We start from the raw sequence: 25105 nt of genomic DNA, 5'->3' as shown, positions 1-25105 counted from the left end.
GGCGGACCTTGGAGTGCTGTCATTCCGCCGTCTTGAGCGGAGCGTACCCGCATCCGGATCGGCGCCCGCAGGCGCCGGCGGATTCGGGGCAGGCGCTTGACACGTTTCAGCTATGCGGACCCCACGATGCCGCGTCTCCAGCGCGGCCTCGTTCTCGCCATCGAGCGGATGACCGGACGGCCGAGGCTCGAAAGGCTCTATCTCGACTACGTCAGCACCGGAGAGGGTCGGCGAGACTTCTTCACCGAAGCCGTCCGCCGGCTTGCGCTCAACGTGCGCCACGACCCCGCCAGGCTGGCGCAGCTTCCCGAGACGGGCCCGGTGGTGGTTGTCGCCAACCACCCTTACGGCGTGCTCGACGGCATCGTCCTCGGCTGGCTGGTCGGCCAGGTCAGGCAGGATTTCCTGATCCTCGTGCACTCCCTGCTCACGCGAGCCCCCGAGGCGCAGCCCTACTTGCTCCCGGTGGATTTCAGCGGCACCGCGGAGGCCCAGGAGACGAATCTCCGCTCGCGCGAGCGCGCCCGCCAGCATCTCGCCAATGGCGGCGCTCTGCTGGTTTTCCCTGCCGGAGCAGTCTCGACCTCTCCCGATGCACTGGGCCGTTCGCCGGCCGTGGACGCGCCATGGCATCCCTTCGTGGCCCAGCTCGTGATGCGGCAGAAGGCACCGGTCCTTCCCGTCCATTTCGCGGGTCAGAACAGCCGGCTTTTCCAGATTGCCAGCCATGTCAGCATGACCCTTCGGCTGTCGCTGCTCTTCAAGGAAGTGCACGACCGCATCGGCACCGACGTGGATGTCGCGATCGGTGACCTGGTTCCCTATGAGGAGCTTCGCGCGACCAGCGGCCGGCACGGTCTTCTCGCACACCTTCGCAGGCTCACCTACGCGCTCGGCCCCGGCGGGTGCGAACCCGCCGCCCGCCCGCCCCATGCGGGTCTGGGGGAGCTGAAAGCGAAACTGGCGCGGCTCAAGCCTCGTCCAAGGCGGCGACGAGCCCCCACGACCTGACTTCCCTGCCGCCAGCTACCGTATCGGACGAATGCACGCCGACACGGCCCGAGCCCGTCCCCGAACCCGGTCGGATGACTGCTCACGCAGAGCGACAAGCCCTGCCCCGCCGCGTTGCAAAACGTGATCCGCAGGGTGTGCGCGCCCGCACACCCACTCTCTGGCAGCGGCAACCGAACAGTAGCATCCTGTCGATCTCGTGAGAGCATTTGGAAGGAGACGACGCCATGGTGCGCGGTGTCTGCGACCTGGTCGCACGCCTTTTGGTGGCAGAAAAACTCCTGGAGCGGCACGCCGGGCCTCGTACCGGTGTCGAGCGCAAACAAATCGATCGGATTCTTCACGACGCCTATCTTTTCGCGAAAAACTCCGGCGTGTCGGAAACCGCCATGCGGCGGGCCTCGAGGCGTGTGGGGCGCCGGGCGGGGCTGAGCGCCGAGGACCTGCGGATCTAGCGGCCGGGTTCCGTGTGGTCGGGCCCGTCGTGCAGCCGCATCATCGGGACGCGGACGGGGTCGAGGCGCCGCGCCATGTAGCGGTGCAGGGCCCGGGGTCCGGCATGCATCGGTGAATACCAGATGCGGGTACCCGCGCCCCTCACGTAGAAGACCTGGCACCAGGCGAGGTAACCGCCGGCCTCGACATCGTCCCAACGCAGGAAGCGCTCGCGGCCGAAAACGTGCCGCGAGCCTATGCCGTCCCTCGTCCACCAGACGCGCGTCAGAAACACGCACCAGACGAGGTAGAAGCTGCCGACGACGAAGCAGGCCGATACGATGCTGGCCGTCAGCGCCTGGTCCGGCCGGGCCTGCGCCGCGGCATAGACGATGACGAACGAGAAGACGACGAGGACGAGAACGCCGATCCGCAGCGACTGCGGGAACGTGAGCTCGCGATAGCCCCTGGCCCGTGTTGCGGAGCCGCCCCGGGCACGCGCCTGCAACAGCCAGACGAGGGCCGCGGCAACGAGGCCGCAGGCGAGCGGAACGAGCATGCAGGAGCTCCGGCAGCTTCATACCGCATCAATGTTCCAGCTTTGCGTTAAGAAGAGACTTAACCGCTGCGCGCACCGCCTTCGATCAAACGGCGCCAAGCACTGTTCCGCTCGCGCCGTCGATCAGGATTGCCTTTTGCATCTCGATGTCCACGGAAAGGTCCTGCCCGGGGCGCATCGCATCGTAGGCCCCCATCTCGGCGGTCACCTCCGTGCCGCCGAGCCGGAAATCCACGAGGCTCCGCGCTCCGGTGGGCTGGATGAGGTCCACCTTGACGCTCCGGCGAACATGGCCCGGGGCTGGCCCCGACGAGCCGGCGTGCTGGATGTGGTTCGGCCGGAGCCCGAGCACGACGGATGATCCAGCGGGCTTGCCGCTTCTGGCGGACAGGGGCAGCACGGAACCGTCCTGCAATCGAACGCCCTCGCCCGCGCCCTCGGTGACGATTTCGCCCGGGAGGAAGTTCATCTGTGGAGAGCCGATGAATCCCGCCACGAAGCGCGTGCGCGGCTTCTCGTAAAGCTCGAGCGGGCTGCCCTGCTGTTCGATGATCCCGTCTTTCAGCACGACGATACGGTCGGCCAGCGTCATGGCTTCGATCTGGTCGTGCGTCACGTAGATCATCGTGACTCCGAGCTCCTGGTGAAGGCGCTTGATCTCGGTGCGCATCTCGTCGCGAAGCTGCGCGTCGAGGTTGGAGAGTGGCTCGTCGAAGAGAAAGATGCGGGGGTTGCGGACGATCGCCCGGCCGATGGCGACGCGCTGGCGCTGGCCGCCCGAAAGCTGGCGGGGGTACCGCTCGAGGAGCGCCTGTATGCCCAGCATCTTCGCCGCGCGTTCGACCCGCCGCGCGATCTCGTCCTTGGGAAACTTCCTCGCCCTGAGACCGAACCCGATATTGTTGAAGACGGACAGATGCGGGTAGAGCGCATAGTCCTGGAATACCATCGCCACGTCGCGGTCACGCGGGCGGATGTCGTTCACGACTTCCCCCTCGATGGCGATGGTGCCGTCCGAGACATCCTCCAGACCCGCGATGCTGCGCAGGAGCGTGCTCTTGCCGCAACCGGACGGCCCGACGAGAACGGCGAACTCGCCATCCGCAATGTCGAGGTCGACACCCCGCAGGGCGTGGAAGCTCCCGTAGCGCTTGTGCAATCCGGTGATCTTGACGTCCGCCATGAGCTCCGCTTTCCGGGTTTCAGCCGCGCACCGCGCCGAGCGTCAGGCCACGCACGAGATGGTTCTGGGCCAGCGTCCCGAGGATGATTGACGGCGCAAGCGACACGATCGCCAGCGCGCTCGCCTCGCCGTACTGCGCCCCCTGGAAGCCGATGAAGGCGCGAAACACCGTAGGCAGGGTGAAGGCGTTGCGGCTCGTCAGCACCAGCGCGAAGAAGAACTCCGTCCAGCAGGCGATGAAGGCGAACACGGCGGCTGCGACGATACCGGGCGCGGCTAGCGGGATCGCGACCCTGACCAGGGACTGCCAGCGCGTGCAGCCGTCCACCTGCGCCGCCTCCTCGAGCGAGGTCGGCAACTGCCGGAAATAGGCGAACATCATCCAGACCGTCACCGGGAGCGTGAACACGGTGTAGGCGATGATGAGGCCGAACCGCGTGTCGTGGAGCCCGACGGTCCGGTAGATGAGGAAGATCGGCAGCACTGTCGCGACGGGCGGCAGGAAGCGCTGCGACAGCACCCAGAACGAGAGATGCTGGCCTCCCGTGTTGAAGCGGGCGAGGCTGTAGGCCATCAGCGTGCCCAGCACCGTCGAGGCGAACGTGGCGGCCGACGCGACGATCAGGCTGTTCACCAGTCCCTGCAGGCCCCGATAGGCGAAGAGAGCCGCCGTGTAGTGACTGATCGTCGGCTTGTCGGGAAACCAGACGGGCGGGTTGGCGAGATAGTCGTCACTCGGCTTGATCGAGGTGACGAACACCCAGTAGAGCGGCGCCAAAACGAAGACGAGCCACAGCCCGATGAAGAGGATGCGCCCGATGGGCCAGCGGCTCTTCTTGCGCGAGCGGCGCGCCGGTGCTGTCGCGGCACTCATCGTGCGGCCTCCGGCCTCAGCAGGCGGCGGACAAGAAGCACGACGACCGCCAGCGTGATGGCGAGGAAGATCCAGCTTCCCGCCGTCGCCTGCGACAGGTGGAATTGCTGGAAGCCGACCGTGTAGAGGTAGAACGACGCGCTGTAGGTCTGCGTGCCCGGCCCGCCGCCCGTCATCATGAAGATCGTGTCGAAGAGCTTGATGGCGTCCAGCAGGCGGAAGGTCAGCGCCAGCAGCATCATCGGCGCGATATGCGGGACGGTGATGAACCAGAACGTGTCCCAGCTGCTCACCCCGTCGAGCTCGGCCGCCTCGTAGATGTGCTGCGGCACCGAGGTGAGCCCTGCCAGCAGGATGACGAACATGAAGGGCGTCCACTGCCACGCATCCGCCACCACGAGCGCGATGAAGTTCCAGGGCGTCTGGGTGAGCCAGCTGATGGTCACCTCGTGCCCCGTGAGCAGCCCGAGCAGGTAATTCGTCGGACCGAAAGGCCGCTGCAGCATCAGCGCCCAGGCCTGGCCGACGATCACGGGGCTGATGAAGAGCGGGATGATGATGATCGACATCACCAGCCCTCGCCCCCGGAAGCTCTTCACCATTGCCATCGCCAGCGCGAGGCCCAGCAGAAACTCGACGGCGACGCTCGCCACCGACAGGATCGCGGTGACGACGACGGACCACCGCGCCACCGGATCCGACACCACCATGGAGAAGTTCTTGAGGCCCACGAAGGCGTGGCCGGGGACCGTGAAGTCGTAGTTGACGAAGGCGACCCAGACCGAGAACAGCAGCGGATAGACCGACAGGGCCAGGATCAGCAGGACCGCGGGCGCGACGAGGAGAAAACGGAAATTGCGCTCCATCCATTCCGAGAAGCCCGACGCGCGGCGCCGTCCGTCGTGCCGTCCGAGGGAGGTGTCGGTCATCGCATCCTTACCGGGGTTCAGGCGAGGAGCGGCCCGGGACCTTCGCCCCGGGCCGCCATGCGAAGGAGTGGAAGGCGGCGATGCCGCCTCCCCTCGTCAGTCGAGCTTCACCGCCATGCCCATCTTCTCGACCGTATGGTCGGCCGAGGAGCCGGGCAGCTTCTGGTATTCGGCGAAGAACGCTTTCTGCGAGTCGACGCCGAGACGTTCCGTCGTCGTGTCCCACTCGGCGGCGGCCGTCTGCAACGCCTGCTGCGGGTCGGTGCCGGCCCACACGGAGGTGCACATGCGGTCGATGGTCAGCGCATAGTCCTGCCAGCCCGGCATGATCATATCGAGCAGGCCGCGGTTCGCCGACAGAGCAAGGTTGGAGAGGTAGTCCTTCGCGCCCGGCCAGAGCTGCTGGTAGAGCGGCGACTTGAAATGCGACATCCGGTATGGATCGCGCAGCGAGTAGGGCAGCATGCAGCGCGCCAGCGACACGGGTGGTGACGTCGCCCACTGCATGAAGAGGTAGGCCGCCTCGGCGTTGGCCGAGTCCGCCGCCAGCGCCTTGTTGTAACCCGTCGCATGCTCCGGATTGCCCGGCACCAGGGCATAGCCGATCTTGTCCGCCACCGTGGATTGCGGGACGAAGTTGATTGCCTTCGCGCTCTGCGAGTAGTTCGCGCTCATGCGTCCCGTGGGTGGCCACGAGTAGATCATCGCCACCTTGCCCTGCAGCCAGGCGACCCACACCGAGACGGCGTCGAGCTCGTTGTTTCCGGGCAGCGAGGCCTTGTTGGCGGCGATCATGTTCTGCAGCGTCTTCACGCCTTCCGGAGACGCGAGCTGCGCCTTCATGTTCGCGTCGAAGAACTTGCCGCCATTGGCCCGGAACTGCTGCAGGAAGTCGTACTGGTTGCCGGGAGCTCCGGCCTTGCGGAAATGCGCGGCACCGTAGATGTTCGGCGCCATCTGGTCGGTGATGAACTGCGCCACCTGGGCGTAGTCCTCCCACGTCTTCGGGACTTCCAGAGCCTTGCCGAACTTCTTCTGGTACGCGTCCTTCAGCTTGGGGTCGTCGAACACGTCCTTGCGGTAGTAGAGGGCGAACATGTCGCCGTCGTCGAAGAAGCCCCAGATCTTGCCCTTGTAGGTCGGCAGCGCCTTGTAAAGGGGATGATAGTCCTCGAGATCCGCCTTGTTCATGTATTTGGCGATGTACTCGTCGAGCGGCGCGATGACGCCGCCGTCGGCGAGCGAAGGCGTCCAGGCCGGCTCGATGTCGAGGATGTCGTAGGCGCCGGAGCCGGCGATGTGCTCGGCGATCGGCTTGGAGTACTGGTCGGGATGCGAGAGCTCGACCACGTTGCTCTTGATGCCCGTGAGCTGCTCCCAGACTGGTCCGGAGAAGTTGCGGGGGTCGAGCGCCTGCAGTCCGGCCTCGTAGGTCATGTTGAGGGTGACGCCGGGGAATTTCTTGGCCGCCTGCACCGCCCGGAAAGCGGAACCGTCGGCCGGCCCCTCCGTCGACGCCTTCATGGCGGCGGCCTGGGCCTGGCCGAGCGGCGTGCTGGCATCGGCGAGGTCGACGGCGGCCTGTGCCAGTGCACCCTGCACGAAGACCGGGAGCCCGGCCCCCATCGTGCCACCCAGGGCAATCATTCCGGACATTTGTCCGAAGCGCTTGATGAAGTCGCGGCGAGTCGGTTCGCCTCTCAGCCAGGCATCTACGTCGGCTTCCAGACCGGCGTTGAAATCGCGTTTCTCGCGTTCATCCATGTCGGATCCTCCCTCCTTGTAGCCCGCTTGCGCGGTGCTCCTGTCCCCACCCCTCCCCGTCTTCTTTTTTGCCGCCTTACCGGACTAGCCGGCGGCGCCCTTGTAGGCCGCGAGGCGAGCCCGCCAGCTTTCGCTGTCGAGCACCGCGCGGTTGACGACCCCGACCGGCACCTCACCCGACCGCACCGCGAGTACGGCACGGACGTCGGCAGCCCCGATCTGGGCAAAGCACTCGTCCGTCCAGCACAGAGCGTGCGGCGTGACGATGACGTTGTCGAGCTTCAGCAACGGCTCGTCGGCCGGCGTCGGCTCGACCTCGAAGACGTCGAGCCCGGCCCCGGCGATCAGCCCTTTTTGCAGCGCAGCGGTGAGCGCCTTCTGGTCGACCACGGGCCCGCGCGCCGTGTTGATGAGGTACGCGGTCGGCTTCATCAGCCCGATCAGCCGGTCACCGACGAGGCCGCGCGTCCCCTCGGTGAGTGGAACACTGACGGAGAGAATGTCCGCCTCTCGGAACAGCGTCTCGATATCCACCATCTCGACGCCCAGGGCCTTGGCAGCCGCGGCATCGACATAGGGGTCATGGGCGATGAAGCGCATGTCGAGCGGGGCAAAGAGACGGAACGTCTCGGCGCCGATGTTTCCAACGCCGAGCTGGGCAAACGTACGGCCCGTGAGCCCCATGCCCATGTGTTCGGCGCGCCTCGACCAGCCGTCCGGACCCTGGCGCGTCAGCCTGTCCTTGACGAAGAGCTTGCTCGCCAGCGCCAGCGCGAGGGTGAGAATGGTCACCGCAACCGGCCGGCGGACCCCGTCGGGAGTGATGACGACTGCGATGCCCGCCTTCGTGCAGGCGTCCACGTCGACACTGTCATAGCCGACACCGAAGCGGGCCACGACCGCCAGCCGGCCGTCCGGCGGGACGCTGCCCGCGTCGAACTTCACCGCGAGCAGGATGAGTGCGTCGAAGCCGGCGAGGTCCTCGCCCCGCATCCGGCCATCGACAGGCGGGACATAGGTGAACTCGACGCCGGGCGTCGTCCTGAGCGGCGTGAGGTCCCACATCGGGAAGGCGGGCGTTCCGTCCGCCTTCTGGAAATCTCCACTGATGGCGACGCGGAACGGGGCCATGGCTCAGGCTCCCCCTTCGATGCCGAGCCCGGCTTTCATCTCGCCGATGCCGCCCCGGATCGCCGCCTGCAGCGCCCATACATCGCCGGACCAGCAGATGAAGTCGAAGCCAAGCCGCGCATACTCGACACCGGTCTTCGCGTCCGGGACCAGCCGGCCGAGCGCCTTCCCATTAGCCTTGGCAGCGCGCACCACGCGGTCGATCGCGTCGAGAAAGCGGGGGTGCTCGAACTCTCCCGGGATGCCGAGGGACGAGGACAGGTCGAAATGCCCCACCCAGAGCAGGTCCACGCCATCCACGGCGGCAATGGCGTCGATGTGCTCGATCCCTGACGCCGTCTCGATCAGCGCGACGAAGCAGGTCCGGTCATTCGCCGCCTGCAGCCTCGCATTCACCGGCCCCGAGCCGCCGTAATTGTCGTGCGCGACGCCCAGCGCCACGCCCCGGTGTCCGCGCGGAGTGTATTTGAGGTAGGAGACGAGCGCCTCGGCTTCCTCGGCCGTATCGACCATCGGCACCATGATGGCTTCGGCGCCCATGTCGGCGGCGCGGGCCATGTGGTGGTACTCCTTCGACGGGACGCGCATGATGGCCGGAAGGCGGGCGGCCTCGAAGTAGCGCACGGCGCTCTTCATCGTCTCGAAGCCGAAGCCGGAGTGCTCGGTGTCGAAGAGGACGAAGTCGCAGCCGGCGTTCTTCAGGATATGCCCGATGCCGGGCGTAGCAAATTCGACGATGAAATGCCCGAACTTGTGCCCTCGGGACGCGCACAGCGCCTTCATGGTCTCGGCCAAGACGTCCTCCCCGGAGGTCGAGCTTCCTACCCCAGGCGGCCGTCATTGCCTGCATGACCCGGGAGACACGCTCCCGGCGGGATGCTTTGCGGCGGGGCCGTGCATCCGCTGTCCTGCTGGTGGACTGCCCTGGGAAGGGAATCCGTTGCGGCTCGCTCCAGACTGGTCTGATGACTATACGACGGCAGCCTATGCGGCAAGCCGTCGCGTGCAGTCCAGGCCTGCATCCGCCGTGCTGGCCGGAGCATCCGGCTGCACCTCGCGGCGAACATCGCTGCTGCAGCAGGGGCAGGCGAGCAGTGATGTCCTATGCAGCGGCATTGGAGTGGGGCCCGGGCGCCCCGCTCGTGACCGACGTTCGAAGTGGGGCTTCGACCCTTGACCCTGTTCCCCATCGCGCCACCTCTCTCAAATGAACGCGAGCAGTCCCGATCTCGATCGCTTCGTTTCAGCTCAGGACGCCGTCCTCGACGCTGTCGCGTCCGAACTCGCGGCGGGCCGCAAGGCCAGCCACTGGATGTGGTTCGTGTTTCCGCAGCTCGACGGTCTCGGGTCATCCCCGACGGCCCGGTTCTACGCCCTTTCCGGGCTGGACGAGGCGCGAGCCTGGCTGGCCCATCCCGTCCTCGGCGCGAGGTTGCGCGACAATGTCCGCACAATGCTGCGCCATCGCGGCCGGTCGGCGCGTGCCATCCTGGGCTCGCCGGACGACATGAAGTTCCGCTCCTGCCTCACCCTGTTCGAGGCCGCAGCCACCGATGCCGACGACAGGGAGCTTTTCGGAGAGGCCGTCTCGGCGTTCTACGGCGGCGAGCGAGACCCCCGGACGCTGGCGCTGCTCGGACAGTCCTGACGAAGCGTCCCGGCGAGATACGTCAGGGAATGACGACCACCTTCGCCCCGATACGCACTCGCTCGTAGAGGTGGGTCACGTCCCGGTTCGTCATGCGGATGCAGCCGGACGACACGGCCGCGCCGATCGTGTCCGGCTCGTTGGAGCCGTGGATCCTGTACATGCTGGAGCCGAGGTAGAGCGCCCGCGCGCCGAGCGGATTGTCGATCCCGCCCGGCATGTAGCGCGGCAGGTCCGGGCGGCGTCGCAGCATCTGCTCCGGGGGCCGCCACGACGGCCATTCCTTCTTCATGGTCACGGTCTTGGCGCCGGACCATGTGAAGCCCTCGCGTCCTACCCCCACGCCATACTCGATCGCGCGGTCCTTGCCCTTGATCAGCCAGAGCCGGCGGCGCGAGGTGGAGACGACCACCGTCCCCGCCGCATAGGGGTTGTTCCACGCGATCTCGCGGCGTGGGATCGCCTCCTGACGGAAGATGTCGAGGAAGTCCGCCAGCGGTCCGCTGAGAAAGGGGTCGTTCGCCGCCGATGCGGGCGGGACCAAGGCCATGAGGGCGAGACAGGCAACAAGCAAACGCTTCATGCGGCGAAAACTCCTCGCATCCTGCGTTCGCCTCCGGCTGCGGGCGAAGCGGGAGTGCGCACATTGGCCGCCATTGCGTCCGAATTCTGGCGCCGGGCCGGAACGCGCGCGCTACTCCTTCACGAGCTTGCCCGAATAAACCACCGGTCCGGTCGGCGCACCCGTCGGCGAACCGCCCTGCGGCTCGACGGAAACCGCGAAGGTCAGGCTCTCCGGCCGGTTGCCCTGGAGGACCTTGCTGTCGGGGAGCCGCGCGCCGCCTTCGCCGATGACGCCGAGGGATGCGGGCGGTCGGCCATCCGTCACGGACCAGAGCTCGAGGCTCTTGCCGGCGGGCGTCTCGAGTGCAACCGGCCGGATCGCGACGGTCTGCGTCGCCAAGTCGACGGTGATGATGAGCGCCGGCTGGTCCCCGCCCCTGTTGATCGCTGCGACGAAGCGGTCGCCGTCCGGCCGGGTGGAGGCGAAACGCTCGATCAGGAAGCCGGCGAGCAGCGCCGCTGCCAGTGCTCCCATGCCGACCGCGGCCGTTCGCCAGAACCGCACCGCGCTCCGCAGGGCCACGACGGCTGAGTCCTGTGCGGGGATGTCGAGCCCCGCCGCGGCGGCGATGGCGCGCCAAACCCTGGAGTCCGGCTGGACGGGGGGAACACTGTCCGAGAGAGGCATCAGCCTGGCTTCCCAATCCCGTACGAGTGCGCGCAACGCGGGATCCCGGGCGGCCTCAGCCTCGAAGGCCGCCCGTTCGGACGCGCTCAGCGTGCCGAGGACATACTCGCCTGCCAGATCTCTTGCTTCCTCGCTCGTCATGGCGTGTCCAGGCACTCCTTGAGGGACATCAGGCCACGGCGGAGCCAGGTCTTGATGGTATTGGCCGGCCTTGCATACTGTTCGGCCAGTTCCTCGCGCGAACGCCCCTCACAATAGGCCAGGACGATGCAGGTCCGAAGGTCGGGTTCCAGCCGCGACAGGCAGCGCTGGAGAGACGACCTGTCCGTGATATCGGTCTCGGCATCCCGGCCGTCACTGAGTTGGGCGAGCCAATCTTCGCCATCGCCGCTGGACGTCGTGACCTCGGGAGTCTTCCGGCGCATGACGTCGATTGCGCAGCGCCGGGCGATTGTGTTGAGCCAAGGCATGGGCGGCCCTGCGTCCGGCTGATACGTTGCCGCCTTTTGCCAGAGCCTGAGATAGACGTCCTGCAGGACCTCCTCGCCCGTCGTTCGATTGCGGACGATGCGCAGGATCACGCCGAAGATCTTCGGCGCGGTGGCTTCATAGAGCTGGCGGAACGCAAGGCGGTCTGCCCTGCCCGTCCGCACGAGCAAGTCGGCCAGTTGCTCGGATTGAGCTTTCACGTCGACTCCGATGTACCCCGGGAGCAGCTTACGCGCGCCAGCCGCCGCCGGATCGGAAAAAGAGAGAGGCAGGCGCGCTGCGCGCCCGCCTCGCCTCTGATCAGGGCATCAGGACCGTGTCGACGACGTGGATCACTCCGTTCGACTGCATCACGTTGGCGATGGTGACGCGTGCCTCGTTGCCCTTGGCGTCCTCCACGAAAAGGGTCTTGCCGGACTTTCCTGGCAGAACCGTCAGTGTCTCGCCCTGTACCGTCTTGAGCTCGGCCTTGCCGCCGCCGTCGCGAACCATGCGCTGGAGATCCTGCGCCGTCAGGGCGCCGGGCACGACGTGGTAGGTGAGCACTTTGGTCAGCGTCCCCTTGTTCTGCGGCTCGACGAGGCTGTCCACCGTGCCGGCCGGCAGCTTGGCAAAGGCCTTGTTGGTGGGCGCGAAAACCGTAAAGGGGCCCGGTCCGGACAGGGTGTCAACGAGCCCTGCAGCCTTCACGGCGGCAACGAGGGTCGTGTGGTCCTTCGAGTTGACGGCGTTCTCGACGATGGTCTTCGACGGGTACATCGGGGCACCGCCGACCATCACGGTCTTTGCAGCAGCGCCGGACGCGATCGCTGACGTCCCGGCCAGGACAAGGGCGAAGGCGACTGTCTTCCAGGTTTCGGCACGCATGGATGCTCTCCTATGGTCTCTCCCGGAAAGATCCGGGTGAAAGACGGTACGGGAGCGTTCTCGGAAAAGTTTCAGACCCCGGTTTTGGGTGATCCAGCCCGGCGTGGCGAACCAACGATGAAGCGACGGGTTTGCTGTGTCCTGCTCCCCAGGAGGGTTTCGGACATGACACTCGACCAGGGCCGGGTCCCGGGCCCGGCCGCCGCCATTGCGATCGCCGGCGTCCTCGGATTGGCCGGCATCGTTGCCCGGCGCTACTCGCCGGACCCCACGCACCCCCGCATCGCCTCGTGGTACGCGCACCTCGACAAGCCGTCCTACAAGCCGCCGGACCCGCTGTTCGGTGCCATCTGGCCGGCCCTGCAGCTTCTCCACTCCTACGGCGCGTATCGCCTTATGACCTCGCCTCGCAGCCCGGAGCGGGACGCGGCTCTCGGCTTCTGGGCAACCGACATCGCCCTCGTCACAGGCTGGGCCAAGGCGTTTTTCGGCGAGCGGAGCCCGCTCGGCGGCGCGGTCGTGTCGGCGGCGCTGGTGGCTTCAGCGGCCGCGCACATCGAGCGAGCCGCGCGTGTCGATACCGCCGCAGCCGCCTGCGCGGTGCCGTTCGCGCTGTGGAGCATCTTTGGCGGGCTGATGACGGAGGACATCCGGGAGCGCAACCAGCCCGGCTGAATTCCGGGCAGTCAGGAATTGGCGGCGTCGTCGGCCTTGCGCGCGAGCACGAAGGCTGCACCCATAAAGATCACGAGCGCGGCGTAGACGGTTGCGACTGCGACGAGGATGGCCATGACCAAAATCTCTCCCGCCGCGGTTAACGGCCGCCTAACGCGTGCGGTCGAATCTTTTGCAATCAGAGGTGCGCAAAGTGATCATCGCCGATGCGGCGTCGGCGGAGGCCTCGAGCCGGCGGCAGGTCCGCACCGCACGCGGAACCGCAAGCGCGGCCTGAGCGTCATCCACTGACGTTGAAGGGGCACAGGGCGCAGGGAGTATGCGAAATGGACGAGACGGTCGCGGTCACACCCGCCCTCGATCCGCACGACACCCGCAACCGCATCAAGGCCATCGTCGGCGCCGCGTCTGGCAATCTCGTCGAATGGTACGACTTTTACGTCTACTCGTTCTGCGCTCTCTATTTCGCGCCGGCCTTCTTCCCCAAGGGTGACCAGACCTCGCAATTGCTGAACGCGGCCGGGATCTTCGCGGCCGGCTTCCTGATGCGCCCCATCGGCAGCTGGATCTTCGGCACGCTGGCCGACAGGCTGGGCCGCCGCACCTCCATGCTGATCTCCGTGTCGATGATGTGTGCGGGCTCGCTGGCCATCGCCGTGCTGCCGACCTACGCCACGATCGGCGTGGCCGCCCCGGTGCTCCTCCTGCTCGTGCGGCTGCTGCAGGGCCTGTCGGTCGGCGGCGAGTACGGAACGAGCGCGACCTACATGAGCGAGGTTGCGATAGGCGGCCGCCGCGGGTTCTTCAGCTCGTTCCAGTACGTCACGCTGATCGGCGGGCAGCTTCTCGCGACGCTGGTGCTGGTCGTGATGCAGCTCTTCCTCGACGAAGCGGAGCTGAGGGCGTGGGGATGGCGCGTGCCCTTCGCCATCGGGGCGGTCGCCGCAGTGGTGGCGCTCTACCTGCGCAGCTCGCTCCACGAAACGTCGACCGAGGAGACGCGCAGCCGTGCGGGGGCTGGGACGTTCGGAGCAATCTTCCGTGTTCCGGAGAACCGGAAGGCTTTCCTCATCGTGCTGGGGTTCACGGCAGGCGGATCGCTGATCTTCTACACGTTCACCACCTACATGCAGAAGTACCTGGTCAACACGGCGGGCTTCTCCCCCGCCACCGCGACCAACACGATGACGGTGGTACTGCTCGTCTACATGTTGATGCAGCCACCGTTCGGCGCCCTGTCTGATCGCATCGGCCGGCGCACCTCGATGCGCCTGTTCACGGCACTGGCGGCAATCATGACAGTCCCCCTGATGACCGCCATCGGCAAAACGGGGTCGCCGGTCGCCGCCTTCGCCCTCGCCACGATCGCGCTGGCCGTCGTCAGCCTCTACACGTCGATCAGCGGCATCGTGAAAGCCGAGCTCTTTCCTCCGGAAATCCGGGCCCTGGGCGTCGGCTTCGCCTATGCGCTGGGCAACGCCCTGTTCGGCGGCACGGCCGAGTACGTCGCGCTCTGGTTCAAGCAGGCCGGCATCGAGAGTGCCTTCTTCTGGTACGTCACGGGCATGATGGTCATCGGCTTCCTCGTGACGCTCGCCATGCCGGACGCCCGCAAGGGCGGGTACCTCCAAGGCCACGGCACGCAGTGATCAGGCCCCTTCCGCAGCGGGCAGGCAGACCGTTCTGGACTGCGGCCGGAATGCTGGGCAGTTTCCGCCGCGGCACGAGCGGGAGCCCAGGGATGGCCGGCGGAGACAGGACCTGAACACGGCCGCCAATCTCACGCTGGGGTTTGTCCTCACCGCCACCGCGGGATGGGTCGACGCCGTGGGTTTCCTCACACTCGGCGGCCTCTTCGTCTCCTTCATGAGCGGAAACACGACGCAGATCGGCGTCGCGTTCGGCACGGACAGCCCTGCCCTGCTGCCGGTCGCCATCGTCGCCGCCTTCTTTCTCGGAGCGCTGACAGGAGCCTTCCTGGCTCCGGTTTCGCTGCGATACGGCCGCACGCTCGTGCTGGCGGTCGTGACGGCCCTGCTCGCTGCGTCGCTCGCCGTGCTGCACCTCGGCGGACCCGCGGCGGCGTCTATGCCCGTTCTGGCCGCTGCGATGGGTGCCCAGAATTCGGCGATGGTGGAACAGGACGGCCGGCGGCTCGGCATCACCTACGTCACGGGCACCCTCGCCACCGCGGCGCGCGACCTCGCGCTCGCCCTGCACGGCCAGGGCCCTTCCTGGCGGTGGCTAGTCAGCCTGCTTCTGTGGCTCGCTTTTCTCGGCGGCGCCGTTGCGGGTGCCTGGGCGCACCGCGGATTGGGGACCATGGCGCTAGCCGTGCCGCTGGCAGCGACGGCACTGACTCTGGCGGGCGAAGCCACGGGCGCCTTCGTGCGGCCTGCCTCGCGATAGCACCCGCTCAGCCCTTCACGGCGCCTTCCGTCAGCGACGCGCCGATCTGCCGGTACATGAGGACGCCCAGCAGCACGGGAGGTAGCGTGCTCATCATCATCACGGCTGCCGCCACGCCCCACTGCACTCCGCCGCCACTCGCGGCGAAGAAGAAGGAGGCGCCGACAGTGACAGGGACGGCCGAACGGGTCGTCAGCATCAGGCCGAACAGGAACTCGTTCCACGCCGTGATGAAGCCCAGGATGAGCGCCGAAGCGAGCACGGCCCGGGACAGTGGCAGCACCACGTAGCGAAGGATCTGCACCGTACCCGCCCCGTCCATGCGGGCGGCTTCCTCCAGTTCACCCGGGATCTCGGCGATGGCTCCCGCCAGCAGCACGAGCATGAGGGGCACGTTCACGACGGTGAGCACGAGCCCGAGGCCCAGCCGCGTGTCGAGCAGCGAGAAGGCCTGGTACATCAGGTAGAGCGGGATGGCGAAGATGATGAGCGGGACGGCCCTGATGTTGACGGCCACCGGCATCAGCCAGCGCCGCCCATAGCCATGGCGGCCGATGGCGTAGGCGGCGGGAAAGCTCAGCAGGATGGCGAGCCCCGCCCCGATCGACGAGGCCACGAGGCTGTTCCAGAGGTAGTGCAGGATGTCGAACCGGTCCGCCATCCCGAAGACGCGGGCATAGTTCGCCAGGGTCGGCTGCTGGATCAGGAGGGAGGGGCTCGCGGCGATTTCGGCCTCGCTTTTCAGCGAGGTCACCAGCGTCGAGATCACCGGGAAGTTGAGCACGAGCGCGGCGAGCACGAAGACCGCCCAGCGGGCGGCGTGGACGACATGCCTCATGCCGTCACTCTCCGCCCGGCCACCCGGGTCAGCCCGAGATACACAGCCGTCGCGGCGGCCAGCAGCAGGATGGATGCCGCCACGGCCGTGCCGATGCTGCCACTCTTGAAGAAGGCCTTGTAGATGTAGATCGAGAGGCTCGTCGTCGATCCGCCCGCGCCGCTGCCGGTCAGCACATACACATTGTCGAACACCCGGAAGCTGTCGATGTAGCGGATGAAGAAGGTCACGGCGAGCGTCGGCATCAGGATGGGGAGTTCGACGAGCCGGAACAGCGTCCACGCTCCCGCCCCGTCCATTCGTGCGGCCTCCCGCAGGGCGCCGGGTATCGCCTGATAGGCCGTGTAGAGGATGAGAATGGCGAACGGTGTCCACTGGAGAACCTCGACCACCACGAGCGTGCGGAACGCGTTGGCGGCGTCGAGGAAAGCCGGGCTGTCACCTGTCCACAGCATCAGGTAGTAGGGCACGACGCCGACGAACTCGTGCAGGATCAGCCGGTACATCAGCCCGACGAGCGCCGGCGCCACCATCAGTGGCATCATCAGGATCGCCATGAGCCAGGGGCGGCGTTCCAGCAGCGGAGCCAGGAAGACGGCGAGCCCGAGCCCGAGCGCCACCTGCAGGATCGCCGTGGCCAGCGCGAAGCGCAGCGAGAACCAGCATGCCTGCCAGAAGGCCGGGTCCGACAGGACGGTCGTGAAATTGGCGAGGCCGACGAAGCGCGGCGAGCGCAGCGTCTGGAAGTCGACCTGGGACACGCTGTAGACGAGGTCGGCGACGAGCGGAAACCCCAGCATCGCCAGCAGGAAGATCACGAGCGGCGCGACCAGCACGGGGCCGTGGTGGTTCTGCTGCGCCGGTGTCATCAGGTCTCCATAGGACAGGGGATGGACGGGATCGAGCGGCACCGTGCCGTCCCGTCGTGTAGCTGGCCGGCCCCGTCCCGTGCGGAAGGGGCCGGCGCGTTGCTCACTTCAGGAGGTCGGCCATGCCCTTGGACGTCGCCGCGAGAGCATCGTCGAGGCTCTTCTGGCCCGACCAGTAGCCCGTGAACTGCTCGGCCTGCAGCTCATAGACCGACAGGGCCTTGGCGGAGGTGCCGCCATTCATGACGAAGCCGTACTTGGCGGCGTAGTCGCCCAGCTTGACGAGGTCGGGCCTGTCGGCCGCGACCTGCTTCAGCGGGCCCTCGGCCAGGGCCGGGGAGCCGCCCGCCTTGGCATAGATCACCATGGCGTCGGGGCTCGCGAGCCAGTTCAGGAACTTCATTGCTCCCGCCTGATTCTTCGACGACTTGTTGAGGCCGAGGCCCAGGCCGTGGATGTGGGTGAAGCGGCCGGCCGGGCCGGCCGGCGGCGGAGCCGTACCGATCTTGCCGGCGACCGCGGGCGTCTTCTCCTTGTTGTCGAGGTCGGCGTAGGCGGCGTTCCACTGCACCATCGTGGCAGCCTGGCCCGAGCCGAAGGCGGCGTTGGCCTCGGCATACTCGTAGGACAGCGAGTCCTTGGGCGACGTGCCGGCGTCATAGAGCATCTTGTAGAGCTCGAGGCCCTTGCGGAAGGCCGGCGAGTCAACGGTGATCTTGCCGCTGGCGTCGCGCCAGTCGGCTCCCTGGGCGCGGGCGGCCGAGTGCCAGACCATCATGTTGAAGAGCAGATTCTTCATCTGCAGCACGGTGCCGTAACGCGTCGGGCTGTCCGGGTTCACCGACTTGGTGAAGAACAGCGCCGTCGCGGCCCAGTCGTCCTGCGTCCACTCGGCCGGGTCCTTCGGCGTCATCGCCTTGCCGAGCTTCGCCTGGCTGATCTTGCCGTAGGTCTCCTTCCAGGCAGCGTCGGACAGCAGCTTGTCGATGAGATCCTTGCGGAAATACATGAAGTGCAACGACAGGTCGGTCGGCACGCCGTACATCTTGCCGTCGAACTTCATCGTATCGAGGACCTTGGGCGGGAAGGTCTCTGCGGCGGAGGCCGGCAGGTCCAGCGGCACCATGTAGGGCGCATAACGGCCGACCGCATAGGTCGCTGTCAGGTTGACGTCGAACTCCGACGATCCCGCCGCCATGTCGGCCTGCAGCTTGTCCCAGAAGCCTTCGCGGTTGAAGAAGATCAGCTTCACCTTGTCGGGGTCCGCCGCCTTGGCGTTGTAGGCCTCAGCCGCCTTGCGCAGCGCGACTTCCTCGGGGCCGCCCGGCCAGCCGAGAACGGTCACGTCGGCGCGCGCCGTGCCCGCTGCGAGGCTCGCGAGTGCGAAAGCCCCGAACAGGGCCCGCCCCGCCATTCCCATTCCTGATGCACGCATGTCCATCCCCTCCTGTTTGTTCTCAACCTTCGTTGGCTTCGCCGGCGAGGGCGGCAACGCCGACCACCCCGGCGTTTACACCCAGTTCGGCGGCGACGACCGTGGGCCGCAGCACGTCGGGCAGGCTTTCGACCGCGTGGACCAGCCGCCGGCGGTAATCGGCATTCAGTCCCAGTCCGCCGCCGATGACGACGAGGTCGGGATCGAAGAGAAGCTGCAGGTCCGAGACTGCTCGCGCCAGCAGTGCCGCGGACACGTCCATGATGGCGAGGGCCCACGCCTCTCCGCGGACGAAGGCTGCATCCGCAACGCCGGCCGCGTCGGCTGCACGGCCATCGGCAGCCCCGGCCACCGCACGGCCGGCGACGAGATCCTCCAGCCGGGCCGATCCGTCGGCCGAGGCGAGGCGGATCTGGCCGACATGCCCGGCGAGTCCGGACCGACCAGAGAGCAGACGCCCGCCCGAGACGATGCCGCCCCCGATGCCGGTCGACACGGTGAGGAAGACGATGTCGCGTCCCCTCCCCGCTCCATGGCGAAATTCCCCCCACGCCGCAGCCTGCGCGTCGTTGCAGGCCCGCACAGGCACGCCGAGGCGTCGCCGCATCTCGTCCACGACCGGGAAGCCCGCGGGAACCGGGAGTGTCGCCGGGTTGAGCGCGAACCAGCGTCCGTCGACGATGCCTCCGGTCAGCGCGAGCCCGGCGTGGGCGAAGCGTCCCGTCCACGGCTCGGCGAGCGCGGCCAGTGAATCGCACCACCGATCCGGCGCATTGTCCCGTGGCGTGCCAATCGTCCGTGCCTCCAGCACCTGCCCTCCGGAAACGAGGGCAGCGAGCATCTTGGTGCCGCCGACGTCCAGGGCGAGCACCGGCGCGCTCACGGGCGAGGCCTCGACGCGGCACCGGACCGGACGGCGTCGGCGAACCACTCCGTCGCATGCTCGGGCCGGGTGATGGCCGATCCCACGACCACCGCCAGCGCGCCCCGCCGCATCGCCTCGCCAGCTTCCGCCGGCGTCCGGATCCGGCCTTCGGCAATTACCGGGATGCCGCGGGCGGCGATGGCGGAAAGCAAATCGAAGTCGGGGCCGTCGGGCGTTGGGCCTCCCGTGTAGCCGGACAGGGTCGTCCCGACCACGTCGCATCCCGCCTCGACAGCAGCAACGGCCTCCTCGATCGTGGCGATGTCCGCCATGGCCAACCGCCCGCGGGAATGGGCGAGACTGGCGAGGTCGGCGACGGGCGCCAGTCTGGTGCGCGCCGTTGCGTCGAAAGCGACGATGTCAGCACCGAGATCGGCGAGCCGGACGACATCGTCGGCAAACGGCGTGATGCGCACGGGGGAGGCATCCAGATCGCGCTTCACCAGCCCGATCACAGGAAGAGTGGTCGCGGCACGGGCCGCCCGGACGTTCTCGAATCCTTCGATCCGGACACCCGCGGCACCGCCGGCCTCCACGGCCCGGACGTAGGCGGCCACGATAGCCGGACTGTCCAGCGGACCGCCTGTCACGGGCTGGCAGGACACGACAAGGCGATTGGCGAGACTGGCAAGCAGAGGGTGCATCAGACCTCCGACAAAGCCAGTCTAAGGGCACGACGCCGGGCCTGACAAGACCAGTTCAGAACCAGTGCTCAGGCGGTGCGGCTCGTTTCCACGATGAAGTCGTAGCTGTCACCGCGATACCGGGATTCCGTGAACTCGACGATGCGGCCGTCCTCGAGCGCGCAGCGCCGCTCCATAAGAAGAAGCGGCGCACCGTGATCGATGTCGAGGTGCGCGGCATCCTCGGCGCTGGCGCTGCCGGCGCGAATGCGTTGCAGCGCGCGCTGCGGCATGAAGCCGAGCCTGTCGAGCACGGCGTAGAGAGAATCCGTCACGAGGTCCGGCGACGGCAGGAAAATGCTAGGCACGGCGACACGCTCGATAGCCAGCGGCACGCCGTCGGCCGTGCGGAGCCGCATCAGGCGGCAGACCTCCTGGCCGGGAGACAGGCCGAGCGCCATGGCCTCGGCCGGGGTGGCCACGGCAACGCAGCGCCGCAGCCAGATGCCGCCTGGTTCGAACCCGCGGGCGCGCATGTCCTCGGAGAAGCCATTCAGACTGGAGAGCGGCTTCACGACGGAGCGGGCGACGCTGGTCCTCGCACCATGGCGGCGCACCAGCACGCGTTCACTGACGAGCAGCTCGATCGCGCTTCGGATGGTCACGCGAGACAGAGACAGGCGCTGCGCCAGTTCGCGCTCGCCCGGCAGGGCCGAGCCGGGAGCGATCACCCCCTGCGCGATCGCCTCGCGGATGCCGTCGGCGAGACGCCGGTAGAGCGCAGTGTGGTCGTCGAGGGCACCCACCGCCTGGCCGAGGTGGCCGATGAGCAGGTCTGCCGGCGATCCCGGCGTCATGCGGACGATGGACATGGCGCCATATGGAGCAATCGCATTCGCCGGGGCAAGACGCATGGCGGCAGACGCCTCGCAAAGCTACCGGCAGTTGCTTTTGGAACGGCTGGGATGATGGCCGGCATGTCGCGCAAAACGCGATGAGGTGGCGCGCTCTACGGGAGTCGAACCCGTCTCTCGACCTTGAAAGGGTCGCGTCCTAACCGATAGACGAAGAGCGCCTGTCCCGGCCCCAGCCAGGCACCGCGCTTATAGGGGGCTTCGCCACGCGCGACAAGGGGTGGCCGGGCTCGCCTCGCGTCCCTCGACCGGCTATGAGGAGCCAGCGCTCCCGGTCGAGAGGGGCCGGCCGGGACGGAAGCGACACGGGCATCATGAGCGCCGAGACGGGACCCGCGGGAGCGGGCAGCGGAACACGCGGTGCGAGCCGGACAGCGGAGTCTTCGGCGCTGCTCGGCATCGCCTTCATGCTCGTCGGCATCTTCATGTTCGTTGCCAACGACGTGCTCGGCAAATGGCTCGTCGCGACCTATGGCGTCGGGCAGATCCTGTTCATTCGCTCCGTCGCGGCGCTCATCATGCTCACGCCGATGATGGCGCGGCAGGGCTGGGCCGAAATCCTGCATCCGCCGAACCTGCGGACGCAGATCCTTCGGGTCGCGCTGGGGACGGCCGAGGTCGCCTGCTTCTATCTCTGCGTCTCGTATCTTCCGCTCGCCGACGTCGTCACGATCTATCTCTCCGGCCCGATCTGGGTGGCCGCCCTCTCCGGCCCGCTGCTGGGCGAGAAGGTCGACTGGCGGCAGTGGATCGCCATTCTCATCGGCTTCTGCGGCGTCGTCATCGCCATGCGGCCCTCCGCGGACACCATTGCCTGGCCATCGCTGATCGCGCTCGTCGGCAGCCTGATGTTCGCGCTGCTGCTCATCGTCACGCGACGGCTGCGCGGCACCAGCGACGCCGTTCTGATCAGCTGGCAAACCGTGGGCGCCCTCCTCTTCGGCCTCGTCATCGCGCCGTTCGGCTGGGCGACGCCGACATGGCCGGACCTCGCGCTGCTCGCCCTTCTGGGCGTGGTTTCGGCGCTGGCCTATCTCTGCGTCAATCGCGCGCTGAAGCTGGCCCCCGCCGCGGTGGTCGTGCCGTACCAGTATACGCAGATCGCGTGGGCCGTGCTGCTGGGCTGGCTGGTCTTCGGCGACATCCCGGCTATGGCCGTCTTTGCCGGCTCGGCCGTCATCGTTGCCGCCGGCCTGTACATCTTCCTTGCCGAGCAGCGTGCCGCGCGCCGCCAGGGTTAACGCTTCCGTTACGGCACCGGCCTAGGCTCCGGGCAGCCTGCAATTATAAGTCGCAGGCGCAGTTTTCATGCGCGAAAGTGGCTTGCGATGGCCGATCAGGGCATCGAACGCATCACTGCCCCGCCGGGCCGGGACCGCTATGCCCTGCCTCCCGCTCCTTTTCTCAATCGGCGCAGGCTCTGCCCGGCAGCCGAGGACCTGGCTTCCCGGGTCTGGCGGCGCTCCTGGTCGCCCCGAGTCGTCGCAGGCCTCGCGGCCATCGCAGATATCCTGGTGGTCTCCGGCGCGGGCGCCGCCTGCGCGGTGCTGGCCGGGTCGAATGCGACGGGCGTGCTGGTGGCAACGCTGCTGGCGTCGGTCATCGGCGCCGGCACCGCCCTCGCCTTCCGAGCGGCCGGTCTCTACGATGTGCGTGCACTGCTGCTCTGCGCTGCCGCGGGCGTCCGGGCCGGCGCGGCCTGGTCAGCGGTCGTCGTGACATCCCTGCTCCTCACACTGGCCACGACAGGGCGGCTGGCGCCCGATCCGGCGTGGTGGGGAGCCTTCCTCTGCGCCGCGACGGCGGCGCTCGCGTCGGTGCGCCTGGCGGCAGCCCTGATCCTGGGCGAGGCCATGCGCGGCGGTCTCCTCGAGCGTCGTACAGTGCTTGTCGGCGGCGGGGCACCCGCGCAGGCACTGCTCCGGGCGCTTGCTGCCGGGCCCGCGCACGATGTCCGTGTCCTCGGGTATTTCGACGACCGCGACGATACAAGATCACCGGATGCGCTCCCTGCCTGTCCGAAGCTTGGCAATACGGACGACCTCGTCGAATTCGTCCGGCGCGTTCCGGTCGATCTGGTGCTTTTCACCCTGCCGGTCACGGCTGAGGACCGCATCCTCGCCATGCTCCGCAAGCTCTTGATGCTGCCGGTCGACATTCGGCTGTCGGCGCACCAGAGCCGGTTGCGGCTGCGGAGCCGCTGCTATTCCCGCGTCGGCGGGATTCCGGTCGTTGACGTGGCCGACCGCCCCGTCACCGACTGGGACGCGGTGTTGAAAGGCGCATTCGACAGGGTCGTCGGGCTGGTGCTGTTGGCGCTCCTCGCCCCGGTCATGCTGCTGACCGCCATCACGCTCCGGCTCTCAGGCCCCGGGCCACTGCTGGTCCGTGAAGAGCGCTACGGCTTCAACAGCGAGGTCATCCAGGTCCTGCGCTTCCGCATTCCGGACGAAGTGGAGTCCGCGGAAGGCCCGCCGCCGTCCAGGTTGGCGCTGCGCGCACGCGCCCTGGCGCAGCTGATCGGCCGTACCGGCATCGCTTCGCTGCCGCAGCTTCTGACCGTCGTCTTCTCCCATTCGCTGTCGCTGGTGGGCCCAGCTCCGCACCCGCCACTGCCGAGGTCGGGGACCGAGTGCGATGCCGTCGTGAACGGATACTTCGCCCGGCACAGGGTAAAGCCCGGCCTGACAGGCTGGGCTCAGATCCAGGCGGGTGGGTCCGAGATAGACCAGACCTCGGCCGCGCAGGGCCGCATCGAGCACGACCTCTACTACATCGAGAACTGGTCGATGCTTCTCGACCTCTACATCCTCGCCATGACACCGCTGGCGCGTCTGCGCGCCGGGCGCGAATGACTCCGTTCAGATCGTCCGGCCGCCATCCACCTCGAGCACCACGCCCGTGATGAACCCAGCCTCGTCCGAGGCGAAGTAGACGCAGGCGCTGGCGACGTCGGCAGGTTCCGAGAGGCGTCCGAGCGGTATCGTGGCGATGAAGCGGGCGCGGTTCTCGGGTGTGTCGGGCATGCCCATGAACTGCTCCAGCATGCCGGTCGCGCCCATGACGGGAGCGACGCAGTTGACCCGGATGCGGTCGGGCGCGAGTTCAACCGCAAGCGAGCGGGAGACGAGGTTCACGGCGCCTTTCGAGGCGTTGTACCAGGTGAGACCGGGGCGCGGCCGGATGCCTGCGGTCGAGCCGATGTTCAGCATCACGCCCCCGCCCTTGTCCCGCATCACCGGCACGGCAGCCTTCGTCATGAGGTAGATCGACCGCATGTTGATCGCGAACACGCGGTCGAACTCCTCCTCCGTGACATCCAGCGCGGGCTTGTTGCGGTGCGTCCAGCCGGCATTGTTGACGACGATATCGAGGCTCCCGCCATGGGCGAGCGCCGCGGCCACGGCCTTCTCGATGTCGCCGGCGAGAGTGACGTCCCCGCGAACGGCCACTGCCTCAGGACCGATCCCGGCCGCGACTGACGCCGCGCCCTCTCCGTTGAGGTCGAGCAGAACCACGCGGGCGCCTTCGCGGGCGAAGGTTCGCGCGATCTCCGCCCCGAAGCCGGATGCGGCTCCCGTCACCAGTGCCGACTTGCCTTGCAGCCTCATGCAACGCTCCTTTTAAGACGTTCAGGGGCCATGGCCCGGCCGTGACGACATGCTTGCGGAAAGCGCAGTGTCGCGTCCACGACGATCTTGCAGTTGAGCGTCTGAGCGCGGTCTTCACGATCCAGCCTGCGCTTGCACGGCCGAAACAGCCGTGCTCTCGCGCAATAACCTCAGCCGAATTTTAAGCTGGATAAGCTTGACTGGACGCATGAGCTCTACTGCCCTCATGCGCCAGCATCTCCAGTCGACGCCCGTCCTCGTCATCGACGACAGCTCGCCTGTGCGCACCATGGTCAGGCGCATGCTTTTTGAACTCGGGCTGCGCAGCATCGTCGATGCCGGGGACATGCTGGAGGCTTTGGCGGCGCTGAAGAAGGCCACGCCGGGGCTGATCCTTGTCGACTGGTACCTGCCGGAAGGGACCTGCGACGAGCTGGTGCGCATCATTCGCGACCCCAGGCGGTCGTCCTGCCCCGATGTCCCGATCGTGGCGCTGACCTCGCTGCCGACGGTGTCCGTTGTCGACAAGGCACACCAGCTCAGGATCAACTCGCTGCTTCGCAAGCCTTTCAGCCCCCGCATGCTGTGGGATCACGTATCGGCCGCGCTCCCCGAGAGCCAGGGCCTCGTACGCCCGGCCTCCATCCGGCGGGCCTGACGGCGG

Annotated in this window: 25 protein-coding genes, 1 tRNA gene and 1 pseudogene; 9 read left to right on the top strand and 18 right to left on the bottom strand. The window is 67.5% G+C overall.

The window, feature by feature from the left end:
- Positions 1 to 126 precede the first annotated feature (126 nt).
- Together AC5JCN_RS06195 and AC5JCN_RS06190 are read left to right on the top strand one after the other, a co-directional pair.
- On the top strand, positions 127 to 1011 hold the full coding sequence (locus AC5JCN_RS06195; protein ID WP_495754157.1) for a lysophospholipid acyltransferase family protein: 885 nt from the start codon (positions 127 to 129) through the stop codon (positions 1009 to 1011).
- Between the two features lie 227 nt (positions 1012 to 1238).
- Positions 1239 to 1466 carry a hypothetical protein gene (locus tag AC5JCN_RS06190; protein WP_495754156.1) on the top strand — a complete coding sequence of 76 codons (228 nt, stop codon included), beginning with the start codon at positions 1239 to 1241 and terminating at the stop codon, positions 1464 to 1466.
- Here the strand turns inward: AC5JCN_RS06190 and AC5JCN_RS06185 are convergent.
- The 7 genes from AC5JCN_RS06185 to AC5JCN_RS06155 form a co-directional block, all read right to left on the bottom strand.
- Positions 1463 to 2005 carry a hypothetical protein gene (locus AC5JCN_RS06185; RefSeq protein WP_495754155.1) on the bottom strand — a complete coding sequence of 181 codons (543 nt, stop codon included), beginning with the start codon at positions 2003 to 2005 and terminating at the stop codon, positions 1463 to 1465. The genes AC5JCN_RS06190 and AC5JCN_RS06185 overlap by 4 nt on opposite strands.
- A gap of 85 nt (positions 2006 to 2090) precedes the next feature.
- Positions 2091 to 3188 (bottom strand): ABC transporter ATP-binding protein, encoded by a 1098-nt coding sequence (locus AC5JCN_RS06180; RefSeq protein WP_495754154.1) that lies wholly within the window; start codon positions 3186 to 3188, stop codon positions 2091 to 2093.
- A 19-nt stretch (positions 3189 to 3207) separates the two neighbouring features.
- Positions 3208 to 4062, bottom strand: a complete 855-nt coding sequence (locus AC5JCN_RS06175; RefSeq protein ID WP_495754153.1) for a carbohydrate ABC transporter permease — start codon at positions 4060 to 4062, stop codon at positions 3208 to 3210.
- Positions 4059 to 4991 carry a carbohydrate ABC transporter permease gene (locus AC5JCN_RS06170; protein WP_495754152.1) on the bottom strand — a complete coding sequence of 311 codons (933 nt, stop codon included), beginning with the start codon at positions 4989 to 4991 and terminating at the stop codon, positions 4059 to 4061. The genes AC5JCN_RS06175 and AC5JCN_RS06170 overlap by 4 nt, the downstream gene beginning before the upstream one ends.
- Before the next feature lie 96 nt (positions 4992 to 5087).
- On the bottom strand, positions 5088 to 6755 hold the full coding sequence (locus AC5JCN_RS06165) for an extracellular solute-binding protein (RefSeq protein WP_495754151.1): 1668 nt from the start codon (positions 6753 to 6755) through the stop codon (positions 5088 to 5090).
- Between the two features lie 84 nt (positions 6756 to 6839).
- A complete protein-coding gene (locus AC5JCN_RS06160) occupies positions 6840 to 7886 on the bottom strand; it encodes an NAD(P)-dependent oxidoreductase (RefSeq protein WP_495754150.1) in 1047 nt (348 codons plus the stop codon).
- Between the two features lie 3 nt (positions 7887 to 7889).
- Positions 7890 to 8681, bottom strand: a complete 792-nt coding sequence (locus AC5JCN_RS06155) for an HpcH/HpaI aldolase family protein (RefSeq protein WP_495754149.1) — start codon at positions 8679 to 8681, stop codon at positions 7890 to 7892.
- Positions 8682 to 9093: 412 nt separating this feature from the next.
- Here AC5JCN_RS06155 and AC5JCN_RS06150 point away from each other — a divergent pair, with 412 nt between their 5' ends.
- Positions 9094 to 9534, top strand: coding sequence for a DUF1810 domain-containing protein (locus AC5JCN_RS06150; RefSeq protein WP_495754148.1), 441 nt, complete (start codon positions 9094 to 9096; stop codon positions 9532 to 9534).
- Between the two features lie 22 nt (positions 9535 to 9556).
- On the opposite strand, the gene AC5JCN_RS06145 is transcribed toward AC5JCN_RS06150, so the two are convergent.
- The 4 genes from AC5JCN_RS06145 to AC5JCN_RS06130 all read right to left on the bottom strand — a co-directional run bounded on the left by AC5JCN_RS06145 (position 9557) and on the right by AC5JCN_RS06130 (position 12142).
- The gene (locus AC5JCN_RS06145; protein WP_495754147.1) at positions 9557 to 10117 is read right to left on the bottom strand and encodes a L,D-transpeptidase; all 561 of its coding nucleotides are present in this window, start codon (positions 10115 to 10117) and stop codon (positions 9557 to 9559) included.
- A gap of 111 nt (positions 10118 to 10228) precedes the next feature.
- Positions 10229 to 10927, bottom strand: coding sequence for an anti-sigma factor (locus AC5JCN_RS06140; protein WP_495754146.1), 699 nt, complete (start codon positions 10925 to 10927; stop codon positions 10229 to 10231).
- The gene (locus AC5JCN_RS06135) at positions 10924 to 11475 is read right to left on the bottom strand and encodes a sigma-70 family RNA polymerase sigma factor (protein WP_495754145.1); all 552 of its coding nucleotides are present in this window, start codon (positions 11473 to 11475) and stop codon (positions 10924 to 10926) included. Before AC5JCN_RS06135 ends, AC5JCN_RS06140 begins: the two co-directional genes overlap by 4 nt.
- Positions 11476 to 11575: 100 nt before the next feature.
- Positions 11576 to 12142, bottom strand: a complete 567-nt coding sequence (locus tag AC5JCN_RS06130) for a fasciclin domain-containing protein (RefSeq protein WP_495754144.1) — start codon at positions 12140 to 12142, stop codon at positions 11576 to 11578.
- Positions 12143 to 12307: 165 nt separating this feature from the next.
- On the opposite strand from AC5JCN_RS06130, the gene AC5JCN_RS06125 reads away from it, so the two are divergent.
- The 3 genes from AC5JCN_RS06125 to AC5JCN_RS06115 all read left to right on the top strand — a co-directional run bounded on the left by AC5JCN_RS06125 (position 12308) and on the right by AC5JCN_RS06115 (position 15226).
- Positions 12308 to 12817: a TspO/MBR family protein gene (locus AC5JCN_RS06125; RefSeq protein ID WP_495754143.1), complete on the top strand. Its 510-nt coding sequence runs from the start codon at positions 12308 to 12310 to the stop codon at positions 12815 to 12817.
- 326 nt (positions 12818 to 13143) lie between these two features.
- The gene (locus AC5JCN_RS06120; protein WP_495754142.1) at positions 13144 to 14466 is read left to right on the top strand and encodes an MFS family transporter; all 1323 of its coding nucleotides are present in this window, start codon (positions 13144 to 13146) and stop codon (positions 14464 to 14466) included.
- 34 nt (positions 14467 to 14500) lie between these two features.
- Positions 14501 to 15226, top strand: coding sequence for a YoaK family protein (locus tag AC5JCN_RS06115; RefSeq protein WP_495754181.1), 726 nt, complete (start codon positions 14501 to 14503; stop codon positions 15224 to 15226).
- A 7-nt stretch (positions 15227 to 15233) separates the two neighbouring features.
- On the opposite strand, the gene AC5JCN_RS06110 is transcribed toward AC5JCN_RS06115, so the two are convergent.
- From AC5JCN_RS06110 to AC5JCN_RS06085, 6 genes and pseudogenes are all read right to left on the bottom strand, one after another.
- Positions 15234 to 16064: a carbohydrate ABC transporter permease gene (locus AC5JCN_RS06110; protein WP_495754141.1), complete on the bottom strand. Its 831-nt coding sequence runs from the start codon at positions 16062 to 16064 to the stop codon at positions 15234 to 15236.
- On the bottom strand, positions 16061 to 16933 hold the full coding sequence (locus AC5JCN_RS06105) for a carbohydrate ABC transporter permease (protein WP_495754180.1): 873 nt from the start codon (positions 16931 to 16933) through the stop codon (positions 16061 to 16063). Before AC5JCN_RS06105 ends, AC5JCN_RS06110 begins: the two co-directional genes overlap by 4 nt.
- Positions 16934 to 17036: 103 nt before the next feature.
- Complete coding sequence (locus tag AC5JCN_RS06100) at positions 17037 to 18368, bottom strand: extracellular solute-binding protein (RefSeq protein WP_495754140.1); 1332 nt, start codon at positions 18366 to 18368, stop codon at positions 17037 to 17039.
- A 22-nt stretch (positions 18369 to 18390) separates the two neighbouring features.
- Positions 18391 to 19940: pseudogene (locus AC5JCN_RS06095) on the bottom strand (putative N-acetylmannosamine-6-phosphate 2-epimerase).
- Positions 19941 to 20005: 65 nt separating this feature from the next.
- A complete protein-coding gene (locus tag AC5JCN_RS06090) occupies positions 20006 to 20788 on the bottom strand; it encodes a GntR family transcriptional regulator (RefSeq protein WP_495754139.1) in 783 nt (260 codons plus the stop codon).
- 128 nt (positions 20789 to 20916) lie between these two features.
- Positions 20917 to 20991 (bottom strand) — tRNA-Glu (locus AC5JCN_RS06085).
- Positions 20992 to 21144: 153 nt separating this feature from the next.
- Here AC5JCN_RS06085 and AC5JCN_RS06080 point away from each other — a divergent pair.
- Entirely contained in the window at positions 21145 to 22071 is a 927-nt protein-coding gene (locus AC5JCN_RS06080) for a DMT family transporter (RefSeq protein WP_495754138.1), read from the top strand.
- Between the two features lie 87 nt (positions 22072 to 22158).
- Positions 22159 to 23685 carry a sugar transferase gene (locus AC5JCN_RS06075; protein WP_495754137.1) on the top strand — a complete coding sequence of 509 codons (1527 nt, stop codon included), beginning with the start codon at positions 22159 to 22161 and terminating at the stop codon, positions 23683 to 23685.
- A gap of 6 nt (positions 23686 to 23691) precedes the next feature.
- Here AC5JCN_RS06075 and AC5JCN_RS06070 read toward each other — a convergent pair whose 3' ends face one another.
- Positions 23692 to 24441: a glucose 1-dehydrogenase gene (locus tag AC5JCN_RS06070; protein ID WP_495754136.1), complete on the bottom strand. Its 750-nt coding sequence runs from the start codon at positions 24439 to 24441 to the stop codon at positions 23692 to 23694.
- Positions 24442 to 24649: 208 nt separating this feature from the next.
- Between AC5JCN_RS06070 and AC5JCN_RS06065 the strand changes: the two genes are divergently transcribed.
- Complete coding sequence (locus AC5JCN_RS06065; protein WP_495754135.1) at positions 24650 to 25099, top strand: response regulator; 450 nt, start codon at positions 24650 to 24652, stop codon at positions 25097 to 25099.
- Positions 25100 to 25105 lie beyond the last annotated feature (6 nt).

The sequence above is a fragment of the Alsobacter sp. genome (assembly GCF_059501845.1).
This window is presented reverse-complemented; position numbering and strand designations above follow the sequence as displayed.